The sequence below is a fragment of the Rhodobacter capsulatus genome (genome assembly GCF_052363175.1).
GTDB classification, from domain to species: Bacteria; Pseudomonadota; Alphaproteobacteria; order Rhodobacterales; family Rhodobacteraceae; genus Rhodobacter; species Rhodobacter capsulatus_D.
Genome location: NZ_CP198946.1, coordinates 2,708,083 through 2,730,403 on the forward strand (window position 1 = coordinate 2,708,083; position 22,321 = coordinate 2,730,403).

22 protein-coding genes, 2 tRNA genes, 2 pseudogenes and 1 riboswitch are annotated in these 22,321 nt (G+C 65.3%); of the genes and pseudogenes, 8 read left to right on the forward strand and 18 right to left on the reverse strand.

The features are described from left to right. Window positions 1–3: 3 nt before the first annotated feature. From ACTTAI_RS14255 to ACTTAI_RS14270, 4 genes are all read right to left on the reverse strand, one after another. The gene (locus tag ACTTAI_RS14255; protein ID WP_444452196.1) at window positions 4–1,239 is read right to left on the reverse strand and encodes an aromatic ring-hydroxylating oxygenase subunit alpha; all 1,236 of its coding nucleotides are present in this window, start codon (window positions 1,237–1,239) and stop codon (window positions 4–6) included. Window positions 1,240–1,295: 56 nt separating this feature from the next. Then, a riboswitch (cobalamin riboswitch) is annotated at window positions 1,296–1,492 on the reverse strand. 59 nt (window positions 1,493–1,551) lie between these two features. Continuing rightward, on the reverse strand, window positions 1,552–3,012 hold the full coding sequence (locus tag ACTTAI_RS14260) for a vitamin B12 dependent-methionine synthase activation domain-containing protein (protein ID WP_444455776.1): 1,461 nt from the start codon (window positions 3,010–3,012) through the stop codon (window positions 1,552–1,554). Beyond that, the gene (locus ACTTAI_RS14265; RefSeq protein WP_444452197.1) at window positions 2,984–3,733 is read right to left on the reverse strand and encodes a phage terminase large subunit family protein; all 750 of its coding nucleotides are present in this window, start codon (window positions 3,731–3,733) and stop codon (window positions 2,984–2,986) included. Before ACTTAI_RS14265 ends, ACTTAI_RS14260 begins: the two co-directional genes overlap by 29 nt. Further along, complete coding sequence (locus ACTTAI_RS14270) at window positions 3,687–4,199, reverse strand: hypothetical protein (RefSeq protein ID WP_444452198.1); 513 nt, start codon at window positions 4,197–4,199, stop codon at window positions 3,687–3,689. The genes ACTTAI_RS14265 and ACTTAI_RS14270 overlap by 47 nt, the downstream gene beginning before the upstream one ends. 334 nt (window positions 4,200–4,533) lie before the next feature. Between ACTTAI_RS14270 and ACTTAI_RS14275 the strand changes: the two genes are divergently transcribed. From ACTTAI_RS14275 to ACTTAI_RS14285, 3 genes and pseudogenes are all read left to right on the forward strand, one after another. Beyond that, window positions 4,534–4,830 (forward strand): hypothetical protein, encoded by a 297-nt coding sequence (locus tag ACTTAI_RS14275; protein WP_444452199.1) that lies wholly within the window; start codon window positions 4,534–4,536, stop codon window positions 4,828–4,830. An 88-nt stretch (window positions 4,831–4,918) separates the two neighbouring features. Continuing rightward, window positions 4,919–6,119 (forward strand): annotated as a pseudogene (locus ACTTAI_RS14280) (IS3 family transposase). Window positions 6,120–6,186: 67 nt separating this feature from the next. Then, a complete protein-coding gene (locus tag ACTTAI_RS14285) occupies window positions 6,187–6,501 on the forward strand; it encodes a hypothetical protein (RefSeq protein ID WP_444452200.1) in 315 nt (104 codons plus the stop codon). Here the strand turns inward: ACTTAI_RS14285 and ACTTAI_RS14290 are convergent. The 6 genes from ACTTAI_RS14290 to ACTTAI_RS14315 all read right to left on the reverse strand — a co-directional run bounded on the left by ACTTAI_RS14290 (window position 6,464) and on the right by ACTTAI_RS14315 (window position 10,434). Beyond that, window positions 6,464–6,540: transfer RNA gene (locus ACTTAI_RS14290), tRNA-Met, on the reverse strand. The two genes, ACTTAI_RS14285 and ACTTAI_RS14290, sit on opposite strands and share 38 nt — an antisense overlap. A 64-nt stretch (window positions 6,541–6,604) precedes the next feature. Then, a complete protein-coding gene (gene mnmH, locus ACTTAI_RS14295) occupies window positions 6,605–7,651 on the reverse strand; it encodes a tRNA 2-selenouridine(34) synthase MnmH (protein ID WP_444452201.1) in 1,047 nt (348 codons plus the stop codon). Continuing rightward, on the reverse strand, window positions 7,651–8,262 hold the full coding sequence (locus tag ACTTAI_RS14300; RefSeq protein ID WP_444452202.1) for a L,D-transpeptidase: 612 nt from the start codon (window positions 8,260–8,262) through the stop codon (window positions 7,651–7,653). The genes mnmH and ACTTAI_RS14300 overlap by 1 nt, the downstream gene beginning before the upstream one ends. Window positions 8,263–8,388: 126 nt before the next feature. Continuing rightward, on the reverse strand, window positions 8,389–8,889 hold the full coding sequence (locus ACTTAI_RS14305; protein WP_444455778.1) for an acyl-CoA thioesterase: 501 nt from the start codon (window positions 8,887–8,889) through the stop codon (window positions 8,389–8,391). A 168-nt stretch (window positions 8,890–9,057) separates the two neighbouring features. Continuing rightward, entirely contained in the window at window positions 9,058–9,705 is a 648-nt protein-coding gene (locus tag ACTTAI_RS14310; protein ID WP_444452203.1) for a GntR family transcriptional regulator, read from the reverse strand. 30 nt (window positions 9,706–9,735) lie between these two features. After that, window positions 9,736–10,434 (reverse strand): M48 family metallopeptidase, encoded by a 699-nt coding sequence (locus ACTTAI_RS14315; RefSeq protein ID WP_444452204.1) that lies wholly within the window; start codon window positions 10,432–10,434, stop codon window positions 9,736–9,738. A 116-nt stretch (window positions 10,435–10,550) separates the two neighbouring features. Between ACTTAI_RS14315 and ACTTAI_RS14320 the strand changes: the two genes are divergently transcribed. Continuing rightward, window positions 10,551–10,880 (forward strand): FYDLN acid domain-containing protein, encoded by a 330-nt coding sequence (locus ACTTAI_RS14320; protein ID WP_444452205.1) that lies wholly within the window; start codon window positions 10,551–10,553, stop codon window positions 10,878–10,880. A gap of 197 nt (window positions 10,881–11,077) precedes the next feature. Further along, window positions 11,078–11,153 (forward strand) — tRNA-Ala (locus ACTTAI_RS14325). Between the two features lie 124 nt (window positions 11,154–11,277). Here ACTTAI_RS14325 and ACTTAI_RS14330 read toward each other — a convergent pair. From ACTTAI_RS14330 to ACTTAI_RS14345, 4 genes and pseudogenes are all read right to left on the reverse strand, one after another. Then, on the reverse strand, window positions 11,278–11,772 hold the full coding sequence (locus tag ACTTAI_RS14330; RefSeq protein WP_444452206.1) for a hypothetical protein: 495 nt from the start codon (window positions 11,770–11,772) through the stop codon (window positions 11,278–11,280). Between the two features lie 562 nt (window positions 11,773–12,334). Continuing rightward, a pseudogene (locus ACTTAI_RS14335) lies at window positions 12,335–13,591 on the reverse strand (phosphatase PAP2 family protein); the annotation flags it as partial. Continuing rightward, window positions 13,572–13,871 (reverse strand): lipid-A-disaccharide synthase N-terminal domain-containing protein, encoded by a 300-nt coding sequence (locus tag ACTTAI_RS14340; protein WP_444452207.1) that lies wholly within the window; start codon window positions 13,869–13,871, stop codon window positions 13,572–13,574. The gene ACTTAI_RS14340 and the pseudogene ACTTAI_RS14335, both read right to left, overlap by 20 nt. Beyond that, window positions 13,868–14,659, reverse strand: a complete 792-nt coding sequence (locus ACTTAI_RS14345) for a glycosyltransferase family 2 protein (protein WP_444452208.1) — start codon at window positions 14,657–14,659, stop codon at window positions 13,868–13,870. Before ACTTAI_RS14345 ends, ACTTAI_RS14340 begins: the two co-directional genes overlap by 4 nt. Before the next feature lie 229 nt (window positions 14,660–14,888). Here ACTTAI_RS14345 and ACTTAI_RS14350 point away from each other — a divergent pair, with 229 nt between their 5' ends. Beyond that, entirely contained in the window at window positions 14,889–15,431 is a 543-nt protein-coding gene (locus tag ACTTAI_RS14350; RefSeq protein WP_444452209.1) for an EF-hand domain-containing protein, read from the forward strand. 75 nt (window positions 15,432–15,506) lie between these two features. Here ACTTAI_RS14350 and ACTTAI_RS14355 read toward each other — a convergent pair whose 3' ends face one another. Beyond that, window positions 15,507–16,427, reverse strand: coding sequence for a manganese-dependent inorganic pyrophosphatase (locus ACTTAI_RS14355; protein WP_444452210.1), 921 nt, complete (start codon window positions 16,425–16,427; stop codon window positions 15,507–15,509). A 243-nt stretch (window positions 16,428–16,670) separates the two neighbouring features. Between ACTTAI_RS14355 and ACTTAI_RS14360 the strand changes: the two genes are divergently transcribed. Beyond that, on the forward strand, window positions 16,671–16,958 hold the full coding sequence (locus ACTTAI_RS14360) for a co-chaperone GroES (protein WP_055212665.1): 288 nt from the start codon (window positions 16,671–16,673) through the stop codon (window positions 16,956–16,958). A 48-nt stretch (window positions 16,959–17,006) separates the two neighbouring features. After that, window positions 17,007–18,644: a chaperonin GroEL gene (gene groL, locus ACTTAI_RS14365; protein ID WP_444452211.1), complete on the forward strand. Its 1,638-nt coding sequence runs from the start codon at window positions 17,007–17,009 to the stop codon at window positions 18,642–18,644. 51 nt (window positions 18,645–18,695) lie between these two features. On the opposite strand, the gene ACTTAI_RS14370 is transcribed toward groL, so the two are convergent. The 3 genes from ACTTAI_RS14370 to ACTTAI_RS14380 form a co-directional block, all read right to left on the reverse strand. After that, on the reverse strand, window positions 18,696–19,109 hold the full coding sequence (locus ACTTAI_RS14370) for a c-type cytochrome (RefSeq protein ID WP_444452212.1): 414 nt from the start codon (window positions 19,107–19,109) through the stop codon (window positions 18,696–18,698). Window positions 19,110–19,181: 72 nt separating this feature from the next. Continuing rightward, complete coding sequence (polA, locus tag ACTTAI_RS14375) at window positions 19,182–22,034, reverse strand: DNA polymerase I (RefSeq protein ID WP_444452213.1); 2,853 nt, start codon at window positions 22,032–22,034, stop codon at window positions 19,182–19,184. A 96-nt stretch (window positions 22,035–22,130) separates the two neighbouring features. Continuing rightward, the gene (locus ACTTAI_RS14380; protein ID WP_444452214.1) at window positions 22,131–22,313 is read right to left on the reverse strand and encodes a zinc-finger domain-containing protein; all 183 of its coding nucleotides are present in this window, start codon (window positions 22,311–22,313) and stop codon (window positions 22,131–22,133) included. Window positions 22,314–22,321: the final 8 nt, after the last annotated feature.

Genomic DNA, 22,321 nt, shown 5'->3' on the forward strand with positions numbered 1-22,321 from the left:
CGGTCACTCCGCCGCCAGCGGCGGGGCCAGCCGCGCGTCCAAAGTGCCGCAATACCAGTCGACGAACTGGATCACGCCCTCTTCCTGCAGCGTCGAATAGGGGCCGGGCTCATAGGCGGGCGAGAGAATCCCGGCCTGATTTTCCTCGACCACCTGCCGGTCCTCGTCATTCGTCGCCACCCAGACCTCGGTCAGCTCGGTCAGGTCGTAATCGACCCCCTCGACAGCCTCGCCGGGGACAAGCCAGGTCGTCGTCACCTCGGTCTCGGTGGCAGAGATCGGCAGCACCCGGAAGACGATCGCATGATCGGCCAGAAAATGGTTCCAGGTGTTCGGATAGTGGAAGAAAAGCAGGCTTCCGGCATCGTTGAAGGGCATCTCGCCCAGCCGCTTGCCCTTGACCGCGGCCTTGGTGCTCATCGTGTAGCTTTCGGCGCCATTCAGCAGCGGGATCCGCGCCAGCCGCCATTGCATCTGCGGGTGATGCACGAAGCGCGAGGGCAGACCCGCCGCCTCGCAGCGCGCCCAATGCGTCAGGATGTCGGGGCTTGCCGCCTCGGGGCCTTCCATCGCGGTCATGCGCGGATTGTCGGAATAGGTCCGGCAGAGCGAGGGATGCGCGCCGCCGCAATGATAGCATTCGCGGTTGTTCTCGATGACCAGCTTCCAGTTCCCCTTCTCGACGATGGTCGAGGTGTGAGCAACGCGGGCCTGTTTCAGCCCGGCAGGCGCCAGATACCGGCCCAGCGTGCCCGCCAGATCGGCGATGGCGGGTGGCACCTCGGCCAGACAGATGAACACCATGCCGCCGATATCGACGCAATGGACCTTTTTCAGCCCATGCACGGCGGGGTTGAAATCCGCCTGCATGTCCTTGGCCCAGAGCAGTTTTCCGTCAAGGTCATAGGTCCATTGGTGATAGGGGCAGACAAGTTTCGGGCTGTTGCCCGTCGTCTTGGAGCAAAGCCGCTGGCCGCGATGGCGGCAGACGTTGTGAAAGGCGCGGATCATGCCGTCGGCGCCGCGCACGAGGATCACCGGATAGGCGCCCACCTGCAGCGTGGCGTAATCGCCGGGCTTGACCAGTTGGCAGGCGGGAATGGCAAAGAGCCATTCGCGGTAGAAGACCTGCGTCAGATCGGTCTGAAAGATCCCCGGATCGCAATAAAAGAGTTGCGGCAGGGAATGGTCCTTGCGCCGTGCGGCAAGCTGCGCACGGATGTCGGATGCGTCTGGCATCGGCACCTCACTTGCCCCTGCCTCCCCGCAAGGGCTGGTTGGATGGATGGGCCCGGGGGCCCGGCGGTCACAGGGCTGGTTTCCGGGCTTGCAATGCGTGCTTTCGCACCCGGGCGCAGCGCCTTCCCGAACCCCGGGGTCCAGTGGCCTTGCCGTCCCTCATTGCTGACCGTTGCGGGGGCAGCGCCGGTGTTGCACCGGCTTCCCAATTCTCCCGGCCTTGCGGACGGGCACCCTGAGGCCTTCAGATTGACAGATTGTCGCACAAGCCGCGCGTCAAAAACGACGCGCCGCCCGCAATTTCAGACAGGATCACGCGGCAACGGCCGGGGCAGAGGGCGAGGCCGAGCCCAGCACCGGGGCCAGCCAGCGTTGCACCTCGGACAAAGCCATGCCCTTGCGCACGGCGTAATCGGCGGCCTGATCCTGTTCGATCCGGGCCAGACCGAAATAATAGGCCTCCGGATGGCCGATATAGAGCCCCGAAACCGAGGAGCCCGGCCACATCGCCATGCTTTCGGTCAGCGTCACCCCGGTCGCGGCCTCGGCATCGAGCAGCCGGAACAGGGTCAGCTTTTCGGTATGGTCGGGCTGGGCCGGATAGCCGGGCGCGGGGCGGATGCCGCGATAGGGCTCGCTCGCGAGCTGATCGGGGGCGAAACTTTCCTCGGGCGCATAGCCCCAATAGTGCCGCCGCACCTGCTGATGCAGGGCTTCGGCCAGCGCCTCGGCAAAGCGGTCGGCCAGCGCCTTGACCATGATCGCGGAATAATGGTCATGGGCGGCTTCGAACCTTGCGGCGATTTCGGCCTCTTCGGGGCCTGCGGTGACCACGAAGCCGCCCAAGTAATCAGGCACCGTGCCCGCGGGCCCAACGAAATCGGCCAGCGCCACGTTCGGGCGGCCTTCGCGCTTGCCGGTCTGCTGGCGCAGGGTGAAGAAGGTGGCCAATTCCTCGGACCGGGTCTCGTCGCTGTAAAGCCGGATATCGTCCCCCACCGCATTCGCGGGCCAAAAGCCCACCACGGCGCGGGGGCTGAACCAGCGTTCCGCGATGATCTGCGCCAGCATCGCCTGCGCATCGGCGAAGAGCGCCCGGGCGGCTGCGCCCTTTTCGGCGTCGTCGAAAATCCGCGGATAGACCCCCTTCAATTCCCAGGCATGGAAGAAGGGCGTCCAGTCGATGAACTTCGCTACCTCGGCCAGATCCCAGTCGTCGATCACCCGGGGGCCGAAAAACTGTGGCGCGGGCACGGCATAGCCCGACCAGTCGAGCCGAAGCGCATTGGCCCGGGCAGCAGCCAGCGGCAGCCGCACTTTCGCCGCCTCATCCCGGGCATGGCGTGTCGCGATCTGGGCATAGTCTTCGCGGATGCCCGCCACATAGCCGGCCTTTTGCGTGGCGCTCAATAGCGCCCCCACCACGCCCACGGCACGGCTGGCATCCAGCACATAGACGGCTTGCCCGCGGCGATAGGCCGGGGCGATCTTCACCGCCGTATGCACTTTCGACGTGGTCGCGCCGCCGATCAGCAGCGGAATGTCGAAGCCCTCGCGCTCCATTTCCGCGGCCAGATGCACCATCTCGTCCAGACTTGGCGTGATCAACCCGGAAAGCCCGATCGCGTCGACCTTTTCGGCCCGCGCCACCTCAAGGATCTTTTGCGGCGGCACCATCACGCCCAGATCGACGATCTCGTAATTGTTGCAGGCCAGAACGACGCCGACGATGTTCTTGCCGATGTCATGCACATCGCCCTTGACCGTGGCCATCAGGATCTTGCCCGCGGTCTCGCGCCCCGTGCCGCCGCGCGCGGCTTTTTCGGCATCCATATAGGGCAACCGCCCACATCTTCAGGCCATTGACCGGATCGATTTCCGTGGTGACGATGCCTTGCGAAGGCGTCGAGACAACGGCCGTCACGAAGTCAGCGTAAGTGTCGCCCCGCGCCTCGGTCAGCCCGAGCGGATCACCCTGCCCTTTGATGTTCGCAGCCATCTCGTCGTATTCGTCCACGATGCCCAGCGCGAGAGGGTCAGATTTCAGGGATGCCGAAGACCCGGCCGAACCGAGCTTGACTTTGACCCCGGCGACGATCTTCTGCGTCTTCTTCGACTTCTTGCCGCGAGAGACTTTCGCCCGGAGCGCCTTTGCCTGATTCAGCAGCTCCATAAGTCGCGGTTCAAACTGGTCGCTCACGAAGTCTTTTGACGGGCCGACGTAAAGGATCGGCGCCGGGCGCTGGTCGAGCCGCGCCCCCATGATGTCAAGGATCGTATCCGTCTTTCCGCTTTGGGCGGCGGTAACGGCGACAGCGCGGCGATGGGTCGCCGCCTGGACCCGCCGAGCGAACGGGATCATGTAGCCGGTCAGGTTCGGGTTGCGTTTCCCAGGGACGCCAGCGGTTTTCGGATAGACGCGGTTCTCCCGCGCCCACTCGTCGGGCTCAGTCCTCGGCGTCGGCTTCAGAAGCGTCGACGCCCGTGCGAGCAAGGCCCGCGCTTTTGGCGAGAGCTTCCGCGATGCGTTTTTTCGCGCCATGCACGTCTGCATCGATCGTTCGACGCAGGTTCATGTCGCGGGTGATCCGCGCCGCAATGCCGTCCATTTCCTCGTTGACCGTCCCAGCCAGCAGATCGATCGCCAGCATCGCATCATCGATCGGGATCAGCGTGCGCTCGGTCTGCGCGATCCGCAGCTCGATCTCTCTCGCGCGCATCTCCTGCGCCTTCGACTGCGCCTCGACCTTCGTGCCCTTCCGTTCCTCGTCTTTCAGGAACCGGATGTAGCCCTGAACCGCCCCGGCGATGGTCGTGTAGCCGCGCTTCGGGATCGGGATATAGCCCGCCTTGCTCAGTTGGCGGATGCGCTCGGCGCTGATCATCAGCAGCGCACCGGCCTCGTGAAGGCTGATCTGAACAGCCGCGATCTGAGCCACTTCGACCGGCGTTTCCGGCATGTCGTCGCCCTCCGTTTGGCCCGAGGCCTTTCAAAATCAAAACCGTTTTTCCAAACGGCAAAAAACGCTCAAAAGCCGGGCCACCGAGGTGCCGCTCCTGAGGGTGGCCGGGATACGGTCCCTTGAGGGGGGGGCGCGGTGTGGCAAGAACGCAACACATGGCGAAGCATGTTGCAATGTAGCAACACATCGCGATGCCCTCATGGGGTGCTGGGTGGGGTGTAGGTCGGCGGGCGCGGTGAGGCGCCCGCCTGTGCCTGCCCGTTGCGCGACAGGGAGGAGACGATGGTCCGGGCAGGTATGGGGGTTATGCGTTCAGGAGGCGCCCGAGCTCGTGCATGGCACGCTCTGGGAGCTTGGATCTCACGAGGTCTTCGAAGACGCGCAGGCTTTCGTTCTTGACCAGTTCGTCTGGGACGGCCGGTCCTCTCTGCATTTCGATGGGCAGGCTTTTCGTGGATGTGCGCTGCCAGACATGTCCATTCGCTACGGCCTTCGTGCCTTTGAATGTCCCTGCCCAGATGAATGTTCCGGGGAATCGTTTCCAGCTTCCCCAGATCATTGCTTTGACGCCGAAGGAGAATTGCTTGGCGCGGAAGTGTTTCAGGGAGATATCATCACCGATCGCTGAAACGACGCCCTCGATCGGACTGACCTGCCCCCCGGAAGATCCCTCGCTGTGATGTAGAGTCTGCCCAACCTGAGAAGGAGCAGACGACATGAGGAAAAGCCGTTTCACCGAGGCGCAGATTATCGGGATACTCAAAGAGCAGGAGTCGGGTTTGCCGACTTCCGAGCTTTGCCGGAAGCACGGGTTGAGCCCGGCGACGTTCTACAAGCTCAAGGCCAAGTATGGCGGGATGGACCTGTCGGACGCCAAGCGGCTCAAGCAGCTCGAGGACGAGAACGCGAAGCTGAAGCGGCTGCTGGCGGATGCGATGCTGGACAACGTGGTTCTGAAGGACCTCTTGGGAAAGCCCTGACGACACCGATGGCGCGGCGGGACGCGGTGCTGCGGGCGATGAAGGATCATCCGATCTCTCAACGCCGTGCCTGCGTCCTGATCGGTGTCGATCCGAAGACGGTGCGGCGCGAGAGGCCGCCCGATAACCCGGAAATCCGTGAGGCGATGCACGAGATCGTCGAGAAGCGCCGTCGCTTCGGCTACCGGCGCGTGGGCATCCTGCTGGAGCGCAAGGGCATGATCATGAACGAGAAGAAGCTCTACCGCATCTACCGGGAAGAGGGCCTGTCGGTGCGCCGACGCCGTGGCCGCAAACGCGCGCGGGGCAGCCGCACCCCCGATGCCGGTGCCATTGCGCCCGAACCAGCGGTGGTCCTTGGACTTCCTGTCCGACACGTTCGGGGCCTGCCGGAAGTTCCGCATCCTGGCAGTCAGCGACGACTGCTGCCGCGAGAACCTTGCCCTGATTGCCGACACCAGCATCTCGGGGGGCCAGAGTGGCGCGGGAACTCGATGCGCTGGTCTGGATCTACGGCAAACCGGCTTGCATCGTTTCCGACAATGGCACCGAGTTCACCAGCAAGGCGATCTTGAAATGGGCCAGCGCCAACAAGGTGGAGTGGCACTACATCGACCCCGGCAAGCCGCAGCAGAACGGCTTCATCGAGTCATTCAACGGCAGCCTGCGAGATGAATGCCTCAACGAGGAGATCTTCGACAGCCTCGCCCAATCGTCGGGAAAACAGCGCCCCGCGCTGTTTTCTGATCCTCCTCATACCCGCCGCACCCTGGCCCTGTGGCGCTACGACTACAACCACGTCAGGCCGCATTCCTCGCTGGGCAATCAAACCCCGGCAGAAGCGCGCCGGGCGCTTGAGCAATCTGGGGGCTCCGCGCCCGGCGCGCTTGCCCAACCCGAAACCGACAACTATCAACCCCAAGGACTCTCGTTATGAACGAGGGACGAACCGGGGGCAGGTCAAGAGGAAGTCGCGGACCGGAAAGCCAGCGCCATAGTCCTCGATGTCGAACGCGTCGACCGAGGCAAAGGCCTCGCGCAACAGCCTGGTTACGCTGCACCCTGCCGCTCTCGCCATGATGTGCAGGACGCTCGAAATCCTGCGGGTCCACTTGCCGAACATCGATTCAGACGAGGACAAGGCGATGTTCGATGCTTTCCGCAGCCTGATCGACCACATCAACATCATCGAACATGACGACGGGCGCATCGAAGCCGAAGTTTTCGGCTACTTCTCTGCCTTTTGCGGGTCTGATGCTGGTGATAGTTGGGGGGGTCCGGTGGTGGCGAGGGGGGGACTCGAACCCCCGACCCCGTGATTATGAGTCACGTGCTCTAACCTGCTGAGCTACCTAGCCACTGGCGGCGTCACTAAGGGATGGCGGCGGGGGCGTCAAGGGCGAAATCGGCAAAAAATCCGGCTCAGCGCACCAACCGCTCCGCCGCGGCCATGACATCGCGGGCAATCGCCCCCAAAGCCTCGGGCGCAAGGGTCGGTGCTGCGACCTCGATCACCGGGCGTTCCTGCCGCGCGCGGTGCTTGTCGTAGCGCGGATCGTAATGGCGCTGCATCAGCTCGGCCGCGAGGGCGACGAAATCCGCCGCTTCGGCCAGCGCGTGCCAGCCATGAATCACCTCGGCCGCATGATAGGGGCGCAGTTGGTCGATCAGCCGCGTCAACCGCAGCGGATCGGCGACGATATCGGCATAAGCGCGCGCCAGATAGGCAGCGCGCTCGGGCAGCGGCGCCACGAGCCGCACCCGCGGCGCGGCGCGCAGCGCGTTCCAGACGCATTTCGGCAGCTGGATCTCGCCCACCTTCGAGCTTTCGCCCTCCAGAATCACCGGCCGCGCCGGATCAAGCTGCGCCAGCGCCACCGCGAGCTTGCCCTCGAAGCCGGTCTGCGCCGGTTGCCCCCCGGCCATGGCGCCAAAGATCGAACCGCGGTGATTGGCGAGCCCCTCGAGGTCGATCACCTGCGCGCCCTGCGCCACCGCGGCCTGCAGCACGGCGGTCTTGGCCGAGCCGGTATTGCCATCGAGCACCACCACCGGCGACCGGATCGGCTGATCGAGTGCCTCGATCACCAGCCGCCGCCAGGTCTTGTAGCCGCCTTCGACCAGATCGGTGCGCCAGCCCACCGCGCGCAGGATCGTCGCAAACGACCCCGAGCGCTGCCCGCCGCGCCAGCAATAGACGAGCGGCCGCCAGCCCCCGGTCATCTCGGACAGCGGGCCTTCCAGATGCCGGGCGACATTCTTCGCCACCAGCGCCGCGCCGATCTTGCGGGCGTCGAAGGGCGAGACCTGTTTGTAGATCGTGCCGACCCGGGCCCGTTCCTCGTTGTCGAGCGCAGGCAGGTTGATCGCGCCCGGAATATGGTCGATCGCATATTCCGCAGGCGACCGGACGTCGATGATCGTGTCGAAATCGAGTGCCGCCGCCTGCGCGACCGAGGCCAGCTGCATCAGTAGACCGTGACGGGCGTTCCGATCTCGACGGCCTTGTAAAGCTCGATCACGTGCTCGTTCTCCATCCGAAGGCAGCCGTTCGAGACCGCATGGCCGATCGACGACGGCTCGATCGTGCCGTGGATGCGGATGCCGGTGTCATGGCCGTTCTGAAAGAGATACATCGCCCGCGCGCCAAGCGGGTTGCCGGGGCCGCCCGGCATGCCGGTCTCGGCATATTTCGCGTAATGGCTGGGGCTGCGCTTGACCATTTCGGGCGTCGGCTTCCAGCTCGGCCATTCGACCTTGCGCGCCACTGTCGCCTGACCGCGGAATTGCAGCTCCGAGCGGCCGACAGCCACGCCGTAGCGCATCGCCTTGCCCGGCGCGATGATGTGGTAAAGGAAGAACTTGTCCGAGACGACGATGATCGAGCCCACCGGCAGGTCGGGCTTCACCGCAACCTCGGTCGGGTAGAATTGCGGCGCAATCGGCCAGCTCTGTTTCGGCGCCCCCACCGGCGCCGCGGGGGCAGCCGCCCGAGCCGCCGTCGGTTGGCTCTGGGCAAAGAGCGGCTCAGAAGCCACGCCCAGCGCGACAAGACTCGTCAGAAAAGTGCGGCGATGCATTGGGGTCTCCCGGTTCGGTTGCGGGCAGGCTAGCAAAGCGCCCGCAACCACTCAACGTCAAAAGGAAGTTTCGGTTCCGAAGGGCTTGCGGGACAGCAACGCCGCCCCCTTTCCCCCGCTTCCGTGTCACTCGGCCTTGCCCTGTGCGGCGGCTTCCATCTGCTCTTCATGCGCGCGCCGCAACGCCTTGCGCAGTTCGGCCGCCTTCCAGCGCAGTTTTTCGCTTTCGGTCTCGGGGACGAGCATCGGCACCGGCACGGTCTTGCCGGTCTCGTCCACCGCCACCATGGTGAAATAGCAGCTGTTGGTGTGCCGCCGCGTGCCTTCGCGGATGTTCTCGGCCTCGACCCGAATCCCGATCTCCATCGAAGACCGGCCGGTGTGGTTCACGCTGGCGCGAAACCGCACCAGCTCGCCCACATGGATCGGCTCCTTGAAGATCACCTGGTCGACCGAGATCGTCACCGCGTAGCGGCCCGAATAGCGCGAGGCGAGCGAAAACGCGACGCGATCGAGCCAGTTCAAAAGCGCGCCGCCATGCACCTTGCCGGAAAAGTTCGCCAGATCCGGCGTCATCAGCACGGTCATTTCCAGCGTCTTGCGTTCTTCGGCGGAAAGCGGGTTCATCATCGGCGGCCTCGTGAAAATCGACATCGTGGCAAGAGGCGTATTTCAGCCAGGAAAAAACTGCCACAGCTTCTTGGCACATTTGCGCGATCGGAGAATTGGCCGCAGCCTCTACTTTATCTTGCGAAAAATATCTCGGGGGGCGGCGCAGCCGGGGGGCAGAGCCCCCTACCCGGTCAGATGCCGCAGGCCTTGCGTCACATCGGTGCGCACGGCCAGCCGCAGCCCCGGCTCGTCGCCCGCCCGCAGCGCCGCCAGAATCAGCCGGTGATGCCGCGGCGGCTCGGTGCGGGGGAACTTGCCGTGCAGCTGCCGCATGGTGGGACCAAGTTGCAGCCAGACCGTTTCCAGCACGGCGAGCATCGCGGGCGCCTGGGCGCGCAGGTATAACGTGCGGTGAAACTCCAGATTGGTGCGGATATAGGCCACCGCATCGCGCCGCGCGACCGCCTCGGCATTCGCGGTGTTGATCGCCGACAGCCGGTCGATCAGGGCAAGGTGCGCCCGCGGCAGCGCCCGCGAGGCCAGTTCCGGCTCGATCAGCGCGCGCAGCGCCGCCAGTTCCTCGATCCGCTCGTGCGTCAGTTCGGGAGTCGAGACCCGGCCCGAGGAAGACAGCGTCAGCGCCCCCTCGGCCACCAGCCGGCGCAGCGCCTCGCGCACCGGGGTCATCGAGACGCCGAACTGCTTGCCAAGGCCGCGCAGGGTCAGCGCCTGTCCGGGCAGCATCTCGCCGGTCAGGATCTGCTGACGCAGGCTGCGGTAAAGCCGGTCATGCGCGGCGGTCTCGGTCGGGCGGGTTGCAGGTTGGGCCATGCCCCTTTGTGATCACGAACGGGGCCGCGGTCAATCCGTCAGTCGGATCGCCTGCAAGGTCGCGCCGTGACGTTTCAGCCAAGCGCGATGGGTGGCGTAATCGGGGCAGAGCCGCGCCACTACGGCCCAGAAGGCCGGGGAGTGGTTCATCTCGGCCAGATGCGCGACCTCGTGGGCGGCGACGTAATCGAGCACCTCGGGCGGGGCCATGATCAGCCGCCAGGAATAGGAAAGCGAGCCGTCCGGCGCACAGGACCCCCAGCGCGAGCGGGTATCGCGCAGCGTGATGCGCTTGAACGGGCGGCCGAGCGCCTTGGCATATGTCTCGGTCGCGGCCTGCAACCGGATACGCGCACAGTGGCGCAGGAAGGTCTCAAGCCTTGCACCAAGCCGATCGGCGCCCGCGGGGACCAAAAGCCGGTCGCCCTCGCGCTTCGGCGCGCGCAGCGTCGCCGCCTCGATCCGCAGCGCCTGCCCCTCGAAGGGAAGCGTGTCGCCAAAACCCGGGCGGCTTTGCGCGGGCAATTGCGCCAGCGCGCCGCGCAGCCAGTCGGATTGTGCCTCGGCAAAGGCCACGGCCTCGGCCAGACGGGCGCGGGCGGGCAGCGTCAGCGTCACCGCGCCGTCGATCCGGCTGACGCGCAGCGAAAACCGCCGCGCCCTTGCCGAGCGGCGCAGATGCACGGCCACACCGGGCAGATCGGACAGGATCAGGGGGCTTTCCGTCATATCGGGCTGTGGTCCGGCTGGAAGCGACAGGTTGCACGCGAAAAGGCTTTGACACCCCGCGGCGGTTGTGGCAGTTGGCTGCGACTCTGTGCGATAGAGCTTGCCAGGAGACTTCCATGCCGAAAGAGGAATGGGGCGTCAAGCGCCTCTGCCCGCATTGCGCGAGCCGGTTCTATGATCTGGCCAAAGACCCGATGACCTGCCCGGTCTGCTCGAACAGCTTCTCGCTCGAGAGCCTGACGGCCGCGGGCCGCAGCCGTGTGATGGTGTCGGACAAAGTGGCCCCGCGCGCGGCCGATCTCGATGTCGATGATCTGGCCGATGACGATCTGGACGAAGACGGCGGCGACGTCGATCTGGACGATGATCTGCTCGAGGATGACGAGGACGACAACGTTTCGCTGGACGACATCGCGGATGTCGCAGGCGGCGAAGACGAGGCCTGAGTCGGCCCGAAAGGGTCGGATCACTGCCGAAACGGGAACCAGGCGCGAGGGCAACTTCGCGCCTTTTCCTTTGTTTCCTCAGGATTTTCGCGGTGCCGAATTTTTTTGCCGTGCGGTGTGTTTTTTCCTCTTGCACCCGCCGCTGGGGGCCCGTAATAAGCCCCCACGCAAGACGGAAACGTCGAGCGGAACCCGGTGGGGTCATAGCTCAGATGGGAGAGCGCTTGAATGGCATTCAAGAGGTCCGGGGTTCGATTCCCCGTGGCTCCACCAAATAAACCAAAGACTTGAACGACAGTCGCCCCGCCCCGTGCGGGGCGTCGTCGTTTTCGGGCCTCTGTTTTGCAAGCCGATTCCCCCGCGACCGAAGCCGCAGGGGGAGTGCCGCGCCCGGACCTTACGGCAGGCGGTAAGCGCGCAGTTCGTGCCCGGCCAGCCAGGCCTCGCCGACCTCGGAGCCGGTCTCGGGCGCGTCGCGCGCGCTCAGGATCAGCCCGCCCGGATGCCCGGCCACCCAGCCCGTCACATCGTCCTGTGCCAGCACCTGAATCGGGGCGGTCAACCGCGCAGTGAAGCCGAATTCGCCCTGATAGGGATAGCCGACGATGGCGACCCCCGCCTCGGGCGCGCGGGAGAGTTCCGTGGCGAAGCGGGCCGAGTCGAAATGCTCGAAAAGCGCGGGGCGGAGCGCGAGGTGCAGGGTCAGCAGCGCGACCGGCGCGACGAGCGCCCAGGCGAGATGCGGCGTCCGGCGCGCGGCCAGATGAATCGCCCCAAGGCCCAGAAGCGCCACAGCCGTGGCGAGAAGCAGCGTCAGCGGCCCAAGCGCGGTCACTGCGCCGCCGTCGATCTTGGCCCGGCCCGCGGCGAGCAGCCCCGCCCAGATCAGCACCGGAACAGTGACGAGCGCGCAGGCGGCAAGCGCCCCAGCCGCGGCGCGGCGCGGGGGCCGCGGCCAGCGCCAGGGCCGCGGCGGGCAGCGCCGGAAGCAGGTAATGCACCTGCTTGCACGAGATCAGCGAGAACAGAAGAAGCGTGCTGAGCCCCCAGATCGCCAGCAGCCGCGCGCGCGGGTCAGCCCAGGTTCCGGCATGGAAAAGCCCGCCGAGCGTCGGCAGGCGCCATGCCCAGGGCCAGAGCAGCACCGGCAGCGCCGCCACGAAGAACCAGACCGGGCGGGCATGATCGAATGCATTCACCATCCGCCCCGCGCTTTGCCGCCACAGGATCTCGGCGCGGTAATCGGCGCCGCCAAGCCAGAGCGCGGGCAGAAGCCAAGCGGCGAGCAGCAGCAGCGCGACGCCGATCGAGCTCGCGATGCGGCGATACCAGCCCCCTGCCCTGACAGGCGACTCGGGCGCGGCCCAAAGCGGACGGGCCAGCGCCAGTGGCATCAGATGCACCAGAATCACCGGTCCCTTCGCCAGCACGCCAAAGGCGAGCGCCGCGCCAAGGCCCAGCACCGCAGGCCAGCGCCCGCCGCGATCGAGCTGCAAAAGCGCCAGAAGGCCCAGCAGCGTCGCCACCGTCAGCATCGTGTCGAACATCGTCAGCGTGGCGAAGATCGCAAAGACCCCGGTCGAGGCAAGGATCAGCGCCGCCCGCGCCCCAAGGCCGGGGCGTTCGGGGAAGAGCCGGTTGCCCAGCCCCCAGGTCAGCGCGACGGCCAGCACGCCAAAGGCGGGGGCGACAAGCCGCGCAGCAACCTCGCTCACCCCTGTCACCGACCAGACAAGGTTGATCAGCCAGAACAGCAGCGGCGGCTTGTGGCCGTAAATCTCGCCGTTCAGATGCGGCACGATGAAGGTGCCGTCGCGATGCATCTCCCAGGCGACGGTCAGATAGCGCGTCTCATCCACCGGCAGCACCGGGCGCAAAAGCGGCAATACGAGCGCAAGGCCGAGGGCAAGCGCAAGCGCGCTCAGACCGAGGCTGCGGGAGGATGTGGCGGGCGGTGAGGTCATGGGCGGGAACTCAAGGCTGGAGGGAAAAGCATCGGCGCGCGGGCGCAGCAGGCAGGCAAGGCCAAGGCCGAGCGCGACGATCAGAAGAGCGGCAAAGATCACGTCGGAGAGGAAATGGCGGCCGCTGCCGATCCGCTCGATCGCGGTCAGAACCAGCAGGACGAAGGACAGCCATGACAGGCCGCGCCAAAGCCGCGCGCCCGGTCGGGCGGCGAACCAGAGCGCGCCAAGCATCAGCCCGAAAGAGAGGATGACGGCGGCACCGACCTCGGCCGAGACGAAGGAGCAGGCCGAATGGCAATAATCCGACACCTGCCACGCCGGGATGAAGGGGGCATCCCCACCGAAGGCCTCGATCTGTGCCGGGCGCGGTCTGCCGAAGCCCCGCTTCATCAGCCCGTTCACCAGAACGCCAAGGCCAAGGCCGTACAGCAGAATGACAAGGCCCCAGAACCGCGCGGCCAGCACGTCGCGCCCACCCCGGCGCCAGAGGCTGAGCGGCAACAGCCCCAGCGCCGCCACGGCAAACCCGCCCGCGGCGAGTTTTTCGAGCATCAGGACACCCTGCCAGACCGGTTGTCCCGCCAGAATCATGCCGGTTGCGGGATCGTGGAAGAGCCGCGCCACTGTCAGATCGAGACCGGGCCAGAGCCGGAACAGCAGCGTGAAAACAACGATCAGCGCCAGCACGACGGCCAGCGCACGACCACAGGCGACGGGAGCAAGCTCAGTTCTGCCGGGCGGCATGGATCAGCCAGAGATTGCGGGAATAGATCACCACGCCCAGCGCTTGGCCCAGCACGAAGACCGGATCCTGACGGTAAAGCGCATAGGCCAGCAGCATCACCCCGCCCAGAAGCGAGAAATACCAGAACGCGATCGGCATCACCGAGGAACGCGCCCGCTCGGAGGCGATCCATTGCACAAGAAAGCGCGCGGTGAACATCAGCTGCGCGCAAAAGCCGAAGATCACCCAGGCGAGTTCGGTCTCGCTGGTGACGTGAAGTGCCTGCATGAGCCAGGTCATGGCTGCCTTTCCGGTATGGGGCCCGTGATCGGGCTGATTTCGGTCGCGCGGACCTTCTTGCGGCGGTGTAACAGCCATGCGACAGCCATCAGATCGACGATGCCGACCAGCCCGCGCTGCAGGTTTGAATAATGCGACTGCCCGGCGCCACGCGGCCGATGCGCGACATCGACATGGGCGATCTGCCAGCCGTCGCGGGCGAAAAGCGCGGGCAGATAGCGGTGCATGTGATCGAAATAGGGCAGCGCCAGATAAGCGTCGCGGCGGAAGCCTTTCAGCCCGCAGCCGGTGTCGCGAGTGCCGTCCCGCAGCACACGCGCCCGCAGCCCGTTCGCAAAGCGCGAGGCAAGGCGGCGGGCCAGCGTATCCTTGCGCCCGACGCGTTGCCCCGCAACCAGACCGATCAAAGCCACCCCCGGCGCGCGCAGGCCCGCGATCAGCCGCGGCAGTTCTGCGGGTGGGTTCTGCCCGTCGCCATCAAGCGTGCAGATCAGATCCGCCCGCGCGGCCAGCACGCCGGAATGGATCGCCGCCGATTGCCCGCCGGGGCGGTCATGGCGCAGCACCCGCAGCATCGGCCATTGGCCCCGCGCCGCCTCAAGCCGCGCGGCCATGCCGTCATTGGAGCCGTCATCGACGACGATGATCTCGAACGGCCCCTGCCCCGCCATCGCCGTCACGATTTCCGCGATCAGGGGCAGGATGTTCAATGCCTCGTTACGGCAGGGCACGACGATCGTCGTCTGCGGCCGCACCGCCGAACCAGGATCAGTTCCGGACTGTTGCACCTTGTCTTCCCCGCTCCAAGGAAGCCGCCACACCCTCTCAGGGGTGCGTGATCACCCTTCCGGCGTCGTCCGGACGTGACGGCGGCCCCGCTCCGGCGCGGATCTAGCACAGGCAATATTACGCGATCCTGACAGCTTCGCCGCGCCGAACAGTTTCGGCCCCCCTGGCGCGACGGAAAACCGACGCTCCTCCGTTCATATTGCAATATCGGAACGAAAGGAGCCTCCGATGACACGCGTTCTTCCTCTCACCGCGACACTGGCCCTGCTGGCAACCGGACCGGCGTTTGCGCAGACGACGCCCGAGACCGCACAGGTGGTCCCCGGACAGGAGTTCATGACGCAATGGGATCTCGACAGCGACGGCAAGGTGACGCTGGACGAGGCCCGCACGCATCGCGCCGATCTGTTTGCGATGTTCGACAGCGACGGGAACGGGCAGTTCACCCCCGACGAGTTGAAGGGCATCGACGAGTTCAAGGCGGCGCAGCTGGAAGCGGGCATGGGCCCCGGCCATCAACGCCCCGAAGGCATGCAGCCCGGAAGCGGCCCCGGGCGCACCATGGGTCAGGGCCGCGGCATGGGTGGCGGTCAGGGCGCAGGCTTTTTCGCCTCGGCCGAGGATCAGATGCGCCGGTTTGACAGCAATGGCGATGGTACGATCACCCAGGCCGAATTCGTCGCCGGAACCGATCAGTGGTTCGCAATGCGCGAGCGCACCGGCGATGGCGTCGTAACGACCGCCGATTTCGGCCCGCGCCGCAAGTTCTGAAGCCGCCTCGCCAATGAAAACGGGGGGCCCAAGCCCCCCGTCAACGCCCGGAAGATCCGGGCAATAGTGTCTTGATCAGACCTTCAGCGCCGGAATGATCTGCTTCTTGCGGCTCATGATGCCCGGCAGAACGACGGTGTCGCCGGTCACGGTGCAGGGGAACGAAGCCTCGGCGATGCGCTTGACGAAGTCGTTCGGCACCAGCAGGGTCGCTTCTTCCTTCAGGATGTCGACGACGAACAGCAGCACCTGATCGGCGCCGTCTTCTTTCGCCACGTCGACCATCGAAGCCATCAGGCTGTCCTTGCGGTCAAGGATCAGCTTCGGCGCGGTGGTTTCGAGCACCGAGACGCGCAGTTCCTTGCCGTCGACGGTGTATTCCTTGCTGTCCATGCGCAGCAGTTCGGCGTCCGAGAATTCCGACACGTCCGACTTGGCTTCGAACATCGCGGTGGCAAGCTCGCCCATGTTCACGCCCAGATCGGCGGCGAGTTTCTCGCAGACGGCCTTGTCATGCGCCGTGGTGGTCGGCGAGCGGAATTCCAGCGTGTCGGACAGGATGCACGACAACATCGCGCCCTTGATGCCGCGCGGCGCTTTCGCCACGGCGTCGCCCATCAGGTCGAACATGATCGTCGCGGTGCAGGCCAGTGGACGGATGGTGATGTCGATCGGGCCCTTGGTTTCCAGACCGCCGACCAGCTTGTGGTGGTCGATGATCGCGGTGATGTCGGCCTTGTTGATGCCCTCGGGCAGTTCGGCCGGGTTGTTGGTGTCGACGATGACGACTTTCTCGCCCGCTTCGATGCCCGAGATGATTTCCGGCTTCGGCAGATCCCAGTGTTTCAGCACGAAGGCCGCTTCGGTGTTGGGCTCGCCAAGCAGGACAGCTTTGGCGGGCTGCCCCAGCACCTCGGTCATGTACCAGGCCCAGACGATGGGCGAACCGGTCGAGTCGGTGTCAGGGGATTTGTGGCCGAAAACCTTGGTGGTCATGCGTTCCTCGGAAGGTTTGGATGGGGATTTGAGCGCCTTATAGGGCCTCGCCCCCTGCTTGTCACGCTTTGCGCAATGGATTTTGCACCCGCAGCATCACGCGCGCGTGATCGCGAGGCCCGCAAAATTTTCACATCCCGGGTGTTGACAGGCCGGGGGGGCGATGACTAACTCCCCCGTCGTTAGCACTCGCCACCTGTGAGTGCTGAAAGCATGAACCTGGAACCTTAGGGAGTGACCCAGATGGCATTCAAACCGCTGCATGACCGCGTGCTGGTCAAACGCGTTCAAAGCGAAGAAAAAACCAAGGGCGGCCTGATCATCCCCGATACGGCGAAGGAAAAACCGGCCGAGGGCGAAGTTGTCGCTGTGGGCGCGGGCGCGCGCAAGGATTCGGGCGAACTGATCGCCCCGTCGGTCGCCGTGGGCGATCGCATCCTGTTCGGCAAATGGTCCGGCACCGAAGTGACGCTCGACGGCGTCGAGATGCTGATCATGAAAGAGTCGGACATCATGGGGATCATCTCGTAATCGACGAGACGACCCTGATCCCCAACGATATTTGAAGGAGCCGAAAGAATGGCAGCCAAAGAAGTCAAATTCTCGACCGACGCCCGCGACCGGATGCTGCGCGGCGTGAACATCCTCGCCGATGCGGTCAAGGTCACGCTCGGCCCGAAAGGCCGCAACGTGGTCATCGAAAAGTCGTTCGGTGCGCCGCGCATCACCAAGGACGGTGTTTCGGTCGCCAAGGAAATCGAACTCGCCGACAAGTTCGAGAACATGGGCGCGCAGATGGTGAAGGAAGTCGCTTCCCGCACCAACGACGAAGCCGGTGACGGCACCACCACCGCGACCGTTCTGGCGCAAGCCATCGTCCGCGAAGGCATGAAAGCCGTCGCCGCGGGCATGAACCCGATGGATCTGAAGCGCGGCGTCGACATGGCCACCGCCACGGTCGTCGAAGCGATCAAGGCCGCCGCCCGCCCGGTGAAAGACAGCGACGAAGTCGCGCAAGTCGGCACCATCTCGGCCAACGGCGAAGCCCAGATCGGCCGCTTCATCGCTGACGCGATGCAGAAAGTCGGCAACGAGGGTGTGATCACCGTCGAAGAAAACAAGGGCATGGACACCGAAGTCGAAGTCGTAGAAGGGATGCAATTCGACCGCGGCTACCTGTCGCCCTACTTCGTCACCAACCCCGACAAGATGATCGCGGATCTCGAAGACGCCTACATCTTGCTGCACGAGAAAAAACTCAGCTCGCTGCAACCGATGGTGCCGCTGCTCGAAGCCGTGATCCAGTCGACCCGTCCGCTGATCATCGTCGCGGAAGACGTCGAAGGCGAAGCGCTGGCGACCCTCGTGGTCAACAAGCTGCGTGGCGGGCTGAAGATCGCTGCCGTCAAGGCTCCGGGCTTCGGTGATCGTCGCAAGGCGATGCTGCAAGACCTCGCGATCCTGACCGGCGGTCAGGTGATCTCGGACGATCTCGGCATGAAGCTGGAAAACGTCACGCTCGACATGCTCGGCCGTGCGAAGAAAGTGACGATCTCGAAAGAGAACACCACCATCGTCGACGGCCATGGCGACAAGGCGGAAATCAACGCCCGCGTGTCGCAGATCCGCACCCAGATCGAGGAAACCACCTCGGACTACGACCGCGAAAAACTGCAAGAGCGCGTGGCGAAACTGGCCGGTGGCGTTGCGGTGATCCGCGTCGGCGGCATGACCGAAGTCGAAGTGAAAGAGCGCAAGGACCGTGTCGATGACGCGCTGAACGCCACCCGTGCGGCCGTTCAGGAAGGCATCATCGTCGGCGGCGGCGTGGCTCTGGTTCAGGCAGCGAAGAAGCTGCATGACCTGACCGGCGCCAACTCGGATCAGGATGCGGGCATCTCGATCGTGCGTCGCGCGCTGGAAGCGCCGCTGCGTCAGATCGCCGAAAACGCGGGCGTCGATGGCGCCGTCGTGGCGGGCAAGGTGCGTGAATCGACCGATCCGGCCTTCGGCTTCAACGCCCAGACCGAAGAATATGGCGACATGTTCGGTTTCGGCGTCATCGACCCGGCCAAAGTCACCCGCACCGCGCTGGAAGATGCGGCCTCGATCGCGGGCCTGCTGATCACCACCGAATGCATGATCGCCGAAAAGCCCGAGCCGAAAGCGGCCCCGGCTGGTGGCATGGGCGGCATGGGCGGCATGGACATGATGTAATCTTCCCCAAGCGGGAAGATCGAAGGGCGCCCGCAAGGGCGCCCTTTTTCGCTACTGCTGCATGCCCTTGATGTATTCCATCAGCCGCACCAGCCGCACCGGCGTCGGCGTCGCGATGCCGTCGCCACTGTCGTAAAGCACCGTCGGCCCCTCGGTCAGCACTTCGAAGGGCGGCATCTGCCCGGGCACGGCGCCGACCATCTGCCCATGCTCGCGGTAACCGACGATCTTCGACATCACCCGCGCCTCGGGGAAATTGCCGTCGTTCATCATCGTCAGATCGGCCAGCGAGACCGGGTGCAGCTTGAGTTCCTTGGCGATCGGGCCCGGATCGCCCCCCGTTCCATGACAGCCCGCGCAATAGTCGGCATAGTCCTTGGCGGCCGAAGGCGCTCCGAAATCCGCGGACCCGACACAGGCCGCAAGCCCCAGAGCCATCCCGAAACCGATCAGCATTGCACGCATGGCAGTCCTCCCTTTGCCCCAGTCAAGCACGGTCCGGAAAGGCCCGCCCTGATGCAGCGCAAATGGCGGGGCTCAATGCGCCTCGGCCCAGCTTGCCCCCTGCCCCGCATCGACGACAAGCGGCACCGAAAGCGACACCGCCGGATCGGCCGCGCCTTCCATCGTTGCCCGCGCCGCGGCGATGAGCCGGTCGACGGCGCTTTCTTCGACTTCGAAGATCAATTCGTCATGCACCTGCAAGAGCATCGTCGCGGGCAGATCGGCGATGGCCGCGGGCATGCGGATCATCGCGCGGCGGATGATGTCGGCCGCCGCCCCCTGAATCGGCGCGTTGATCGCGGCGCGTTTGGCAAAGCCCGCCCCCGGCCCCTTGGCGTTGATCTCGGGGGTGTGGATCTTGCGCCCGAACAGCGTCTGCACGAAGCCGTTCGCCTTTGCAAAAGCCACAGTCTCGTCCATATAGGCGCGGATGCCGGGGAAGCGCTCGAAATAGCGGTCGATGAAGCCCTGCGCCTCCGCCCGCGGGATGCGCAGGTTCCGCGCGAGGCCAAAGCCCGAGATGCCATAGATGACGCCGAAGTTGATTGCCTTGGCGCGGCGGCGCACCATCGGGTCCATCCCCTCGACCGGCACGCCGAACATCTCGGACGCCGTCATCGCGTGAATGTCGATGCCCTTGGCGAAGGCCGCCTTCATCTCGGGCAGGTTCGCGACATGGGCGAGGATGCGCAACTCGATCTGCGAATAGTCGAGCGAGACGATCTTGTGCCCCGGTGTCGCCACGAAAGCCTCGCGGATGCGGCGGCCCTCGTCAGAGCGCACGGGGATGTTTTGCAGGTTCGGATCGGTCGAGGCAAGGCGGCCCGTGTTCGCCCCCGCGATGCTGTAAGAGGTATGCACCCGCCCGGTGTCCGGGTTCACATGGGTTTGCAGCGCATCCGTGTAGGTGGATTTCAGCTTCGCGATCTGGCGCCAATCGAGCACCTTTGACGCCAGTTCCGCCGCCTGCTTGTGGTCGTCCATCGTCGTGATGTCTTCCAGCACATCCGCCCCGGTCGCATAGGCACCGGTCTTGCCCTTTTCGCCGCCCGGCACGCCAAGCTTGTCGAACAGGATTTCTCCAAGCTGCTTGGGGCTGCCCACGTTGAAGGGCTGCCCGGCAAGGGCTTGAATTTCCTCCTCGAGCCCTGCCATGCGCTGCGCAAAGACATTCGACATCCGCGCCAGAACCGTGGGATCGACCTTCACCCCGGCCATTTCCATCTCGGCCAGAACCGGCACCAGCGGGCGTTCCAGCGTTTCGTAGACCGTCGTCACCTTGGCGCGGTGCAGAAGCGGCTTGAAGGCCGCCCAAAGCCGGAAAGTGATCTCGGCATCCTCGGCGGCATAGGCGGTGGCCTTGTCGATCGCCACCTTGTCGAAGGTCACCTGCGCCTTGCCGGTGCCGATCAGCTCCTTGATCGGAATGGGCCGGTGATGCAGATATTCCTCGGAAAGCGCGTCCATGCCGTGCCCGTGCAGACCCGAGAACATCGCGTAAGACATCAGCATCGTGTCGTCGAAGGGCGCGACGCGGATGCCGCGCCGGGCGAAGATCTTCCAGTCATATTTCATGTTCTGGCCGATCTTCAGGATCGCCGGGTCTTCCAGAACCGGCTTCAGGATCGCCAGAGCCTCGTCCATCGGCATCTGCCCCGCCGCCCGCGCGGTGGTGCCGAACAGATCATCGCCCCCCGTGATATGGCCAAGCGGCACATAACAGGCCCGCCCCGGCCCGGTGGAAAGCGAGACGCCGACCAGATCCGCCTGCATCTCGTCAAGCGACGTGGTCTCGGTATCGACGGCCAGCACCCCGGTTGCCTGCGCCGCGGCCAGAAAGTCCCGCAGCGCCGCGGGATCGGTGATGCGCTGATAGCGGGCGGTGTCGATCGGCGCGACATCCTCGGCCTGCGGCGCCAAGCGGGCTTGCGGCGCCGCCCCCTCGGCCCAGCGCGCGGCGGCATCGGACTTCGGCGCGGGGGCGCCCACCGGCACCGCGCGGCCGAATTTCTCGGCCACACGCTTCGTCAGGCTGCGAAACTCCATCGCCTCAAGGAAGGCGATCAGCGCCTCGGGTTCGGGCTCCTTCACCTCGAGCGCCTCCAGCCCGAAGTCGAGCGGCACATGATCTTCGAGTGTGACGAGCCGCTTCGAGACCCGGATCTGATCGGCGAAATTGACCAGCGTCTCGCGGCGCTTGGGTTGCTTGATCTCGCCCGCGCGGGCGAGCAGCGTTTCCAGATCGCCATAGTCCGCAATGAGTTGCGCGGCGGTCTTGATGCCAATGCCCGGCGCGCCGGGCACGTTGTCGACGGAATCGCCCGCCAGCGCCTGCACGTCGATCACCCGGTTCGGGCGCACGCCAAATTTCGCCTCGACCTCATCGGGGCCGATCACGATGTTCTTCATGGCGTCCAGCATCACCACGCCATCGCCGACGAGCTGCATCAGATCCTTGTCCGAGGAAATGATCGTGACCTTGCCCCCGGCCTCGCGCGCCTGCCGGGCGAGCGTCGCGATGATGTCATCGGCCTCAAACCCCTCGATCTCCAGACAGGCGAGGTTGAAGGCGCGGGTGGCGTCGCGGGTCAGCGGAAATTGCGGCCGCAGATCCTCGGGCGCGGGGGGGCGGTTTTCCTTGTAGGCGGGATAGATCTCGTTGCGAAAGGTCTTCGAGCTGTAGTCGAAGATCACCGCCGCATGGGTCGGCGCATCGGCGCCCTTGGCGTCTTCGATGTAGCGGAAGATCATGTTGGTGAAGCCCGCCACGGCGCCGACGGGCAGACCGTCGGATTTGCGCGTCAGCGGCGGCAGCGCGTGATAGGCGCGGAAGATGAAGGCCGAGCCGTCGATCAGATGCAGATGGCAGCCTTTGCCGAAACTCATGTGCGCCTCCCCTTTTGGTCTGTTGTGCCACAGCCCCCCGCAAACGAAAAGGCGGCCGCGGGGGCCGCCTTCGAAACGCGCGCGGGGCGCGGAGTGTCAGTGGTCTTCGACGGCGTTGGCGCGGTCGATGATGAATTTCTTGCCGCAATAGGGGCAGCAGATCTCGCCGGTCTCGCGCGGGATCGTCAGATAGACCTTGGGATGGCCCAGCGCGCCCTCGCCGCCATCGCAGGCGCCTTTCCAATGGGTGACGACCTTGATTTCGGGGGCGTTCGGCATGGCTGGCT

Excerpts from the sequence above, each read along its gene's own strand:
- ACTTAI_RS14270 (WP_444452198.1), bottom strand. The coding sequence starts at position 4,199 with ATGCCGGAAACGCCGGTCGAAGTGGCTCAGATCGCGGCTGTTCAGATC.
- mnmH (WP_444452201.1), bottom strand. The coding sequence starts at position 7,651 with ATGCAGCTGGCCTCGGTCGCGCAGGCGGCGGCACTCGATTTCGACACG.
- ACTTAI_RS14285 (WP_444452200.1), top strand. The coding sequence starts at position 6,187 with ATGTCGAACGCGTCGACCGAGGCAAAGGCCTCGCGCAACAGCCTGGTT.
- groL (WP_444452211.1), top strand. The coding sequence starts at position 17,007 with ATGGCAGCCAAAGAAGTCAAATTCTCGACCGACGCCCGCGACCGGATG.
- ACTTAI_RS14305 (WP_444455778.1), bottom strand. The coding sequence starts at position 8,889 with ATGAACCCGCTTTCCGCCGAAGAACGCAAGACGCTGGAAATGACCGTG.
- ACTTAI_RS14340 (WP_444452207.1), bottom strand. The coding sequence starts at position 13,871 with ATGACCTGGCTCATGCAGGCACTTCACGTCACCAGCGAGACCGAACTC.
- ACTTAI_RS14355 (WP_444452210.1), bottom strand. The coding sequence starts at position 16,427 with ATGACCACCAAGGTTTTCGGCCACAAATCCCCTGACACCGACTCGACC.
- ACTTAI_RS14260 (WP_444455776.1), bottom strand. The coding sequence starts at position 3,012 with ATGGCCACGGTCAAGGGCGATGTGCATGACATCGGCAAGAACATCGTC.
- ACTTAI_RS14310 (WP_444452203.1), bottom strand. The coding sequence starts at position 9,705 with ATGGCCCAACCTGCAACCCGCCCGACCGAGACCGCCGCGCATGACCGG.
- polA (WP_444452213.1), bottom strand. The coding sequence starts at position 22,034 with ATGAGTTTCGGCAAAGGCTGCCATCTGCATCTGATCGACGGCTCGGCC.
- ACTTAI_RS14360 (WP_055212665.1), top strand. The coding sequence starts at position 16,671 with ATGGCATTCAAACCGCTGCATGACCGCGTGCTGGTCAAACGCGTTCAA.
- ACTTAI_RS14370 (WP_444452212.1), bottom strand. The coding sequence starts at position 19,109 with ATGCGTGCAATGCTGATCGGTTTCGGGATGGCTCTGGGGCTTGCGGCC.
- ACTTAI_RS14315 (WP_444452204.1), bottom strand. The coding sequence starts at position 10,434 with ATGACGGAAAGCCCCCTGATCCTGTCCGATCTGCCCGGTGTGGCCGTG.
- ACTTAI_RS14350 (WP_444452209.1), top strand. The coding sequence starts at position 14,889 with ATGACACGCGTTCTTCCTCTCACCGCGACACTGGCCCTGCTGGCAACC.
- ACTTAI_RS14300 (WP_444452202.1), bottom strand. The coding sequence starts at position 8,262 with ATGCATCGCCGCACTTTTCTGACGAGTCTTGTCGCGCTGGGCGTGGCT.
- ACTTAI_RS14380 (WP_444452214.1), bottom strand. The coding sequence starts at position 22,313 with ATGCCGAACGCCCCCGAAATCAAGGTCGTCACCCATTGGAAAGGCGCC.
- ACTTAI_RS14255 (WP_444452196.1), bottom strand. The coding sequence starts at position 1,239 with ATGCCAGACGCATCCGACATCCGTGCGCAGCTTGCCGCACGGCGCAAG.
- ACTTAI_RS14320 (WP_444452205.1), top strand. The coding sequence starts at position 10,551 with ATGCCGAAAGAGGAATGGGGCGTCAAGCGCCTCTGCCCGCATTGCGCG.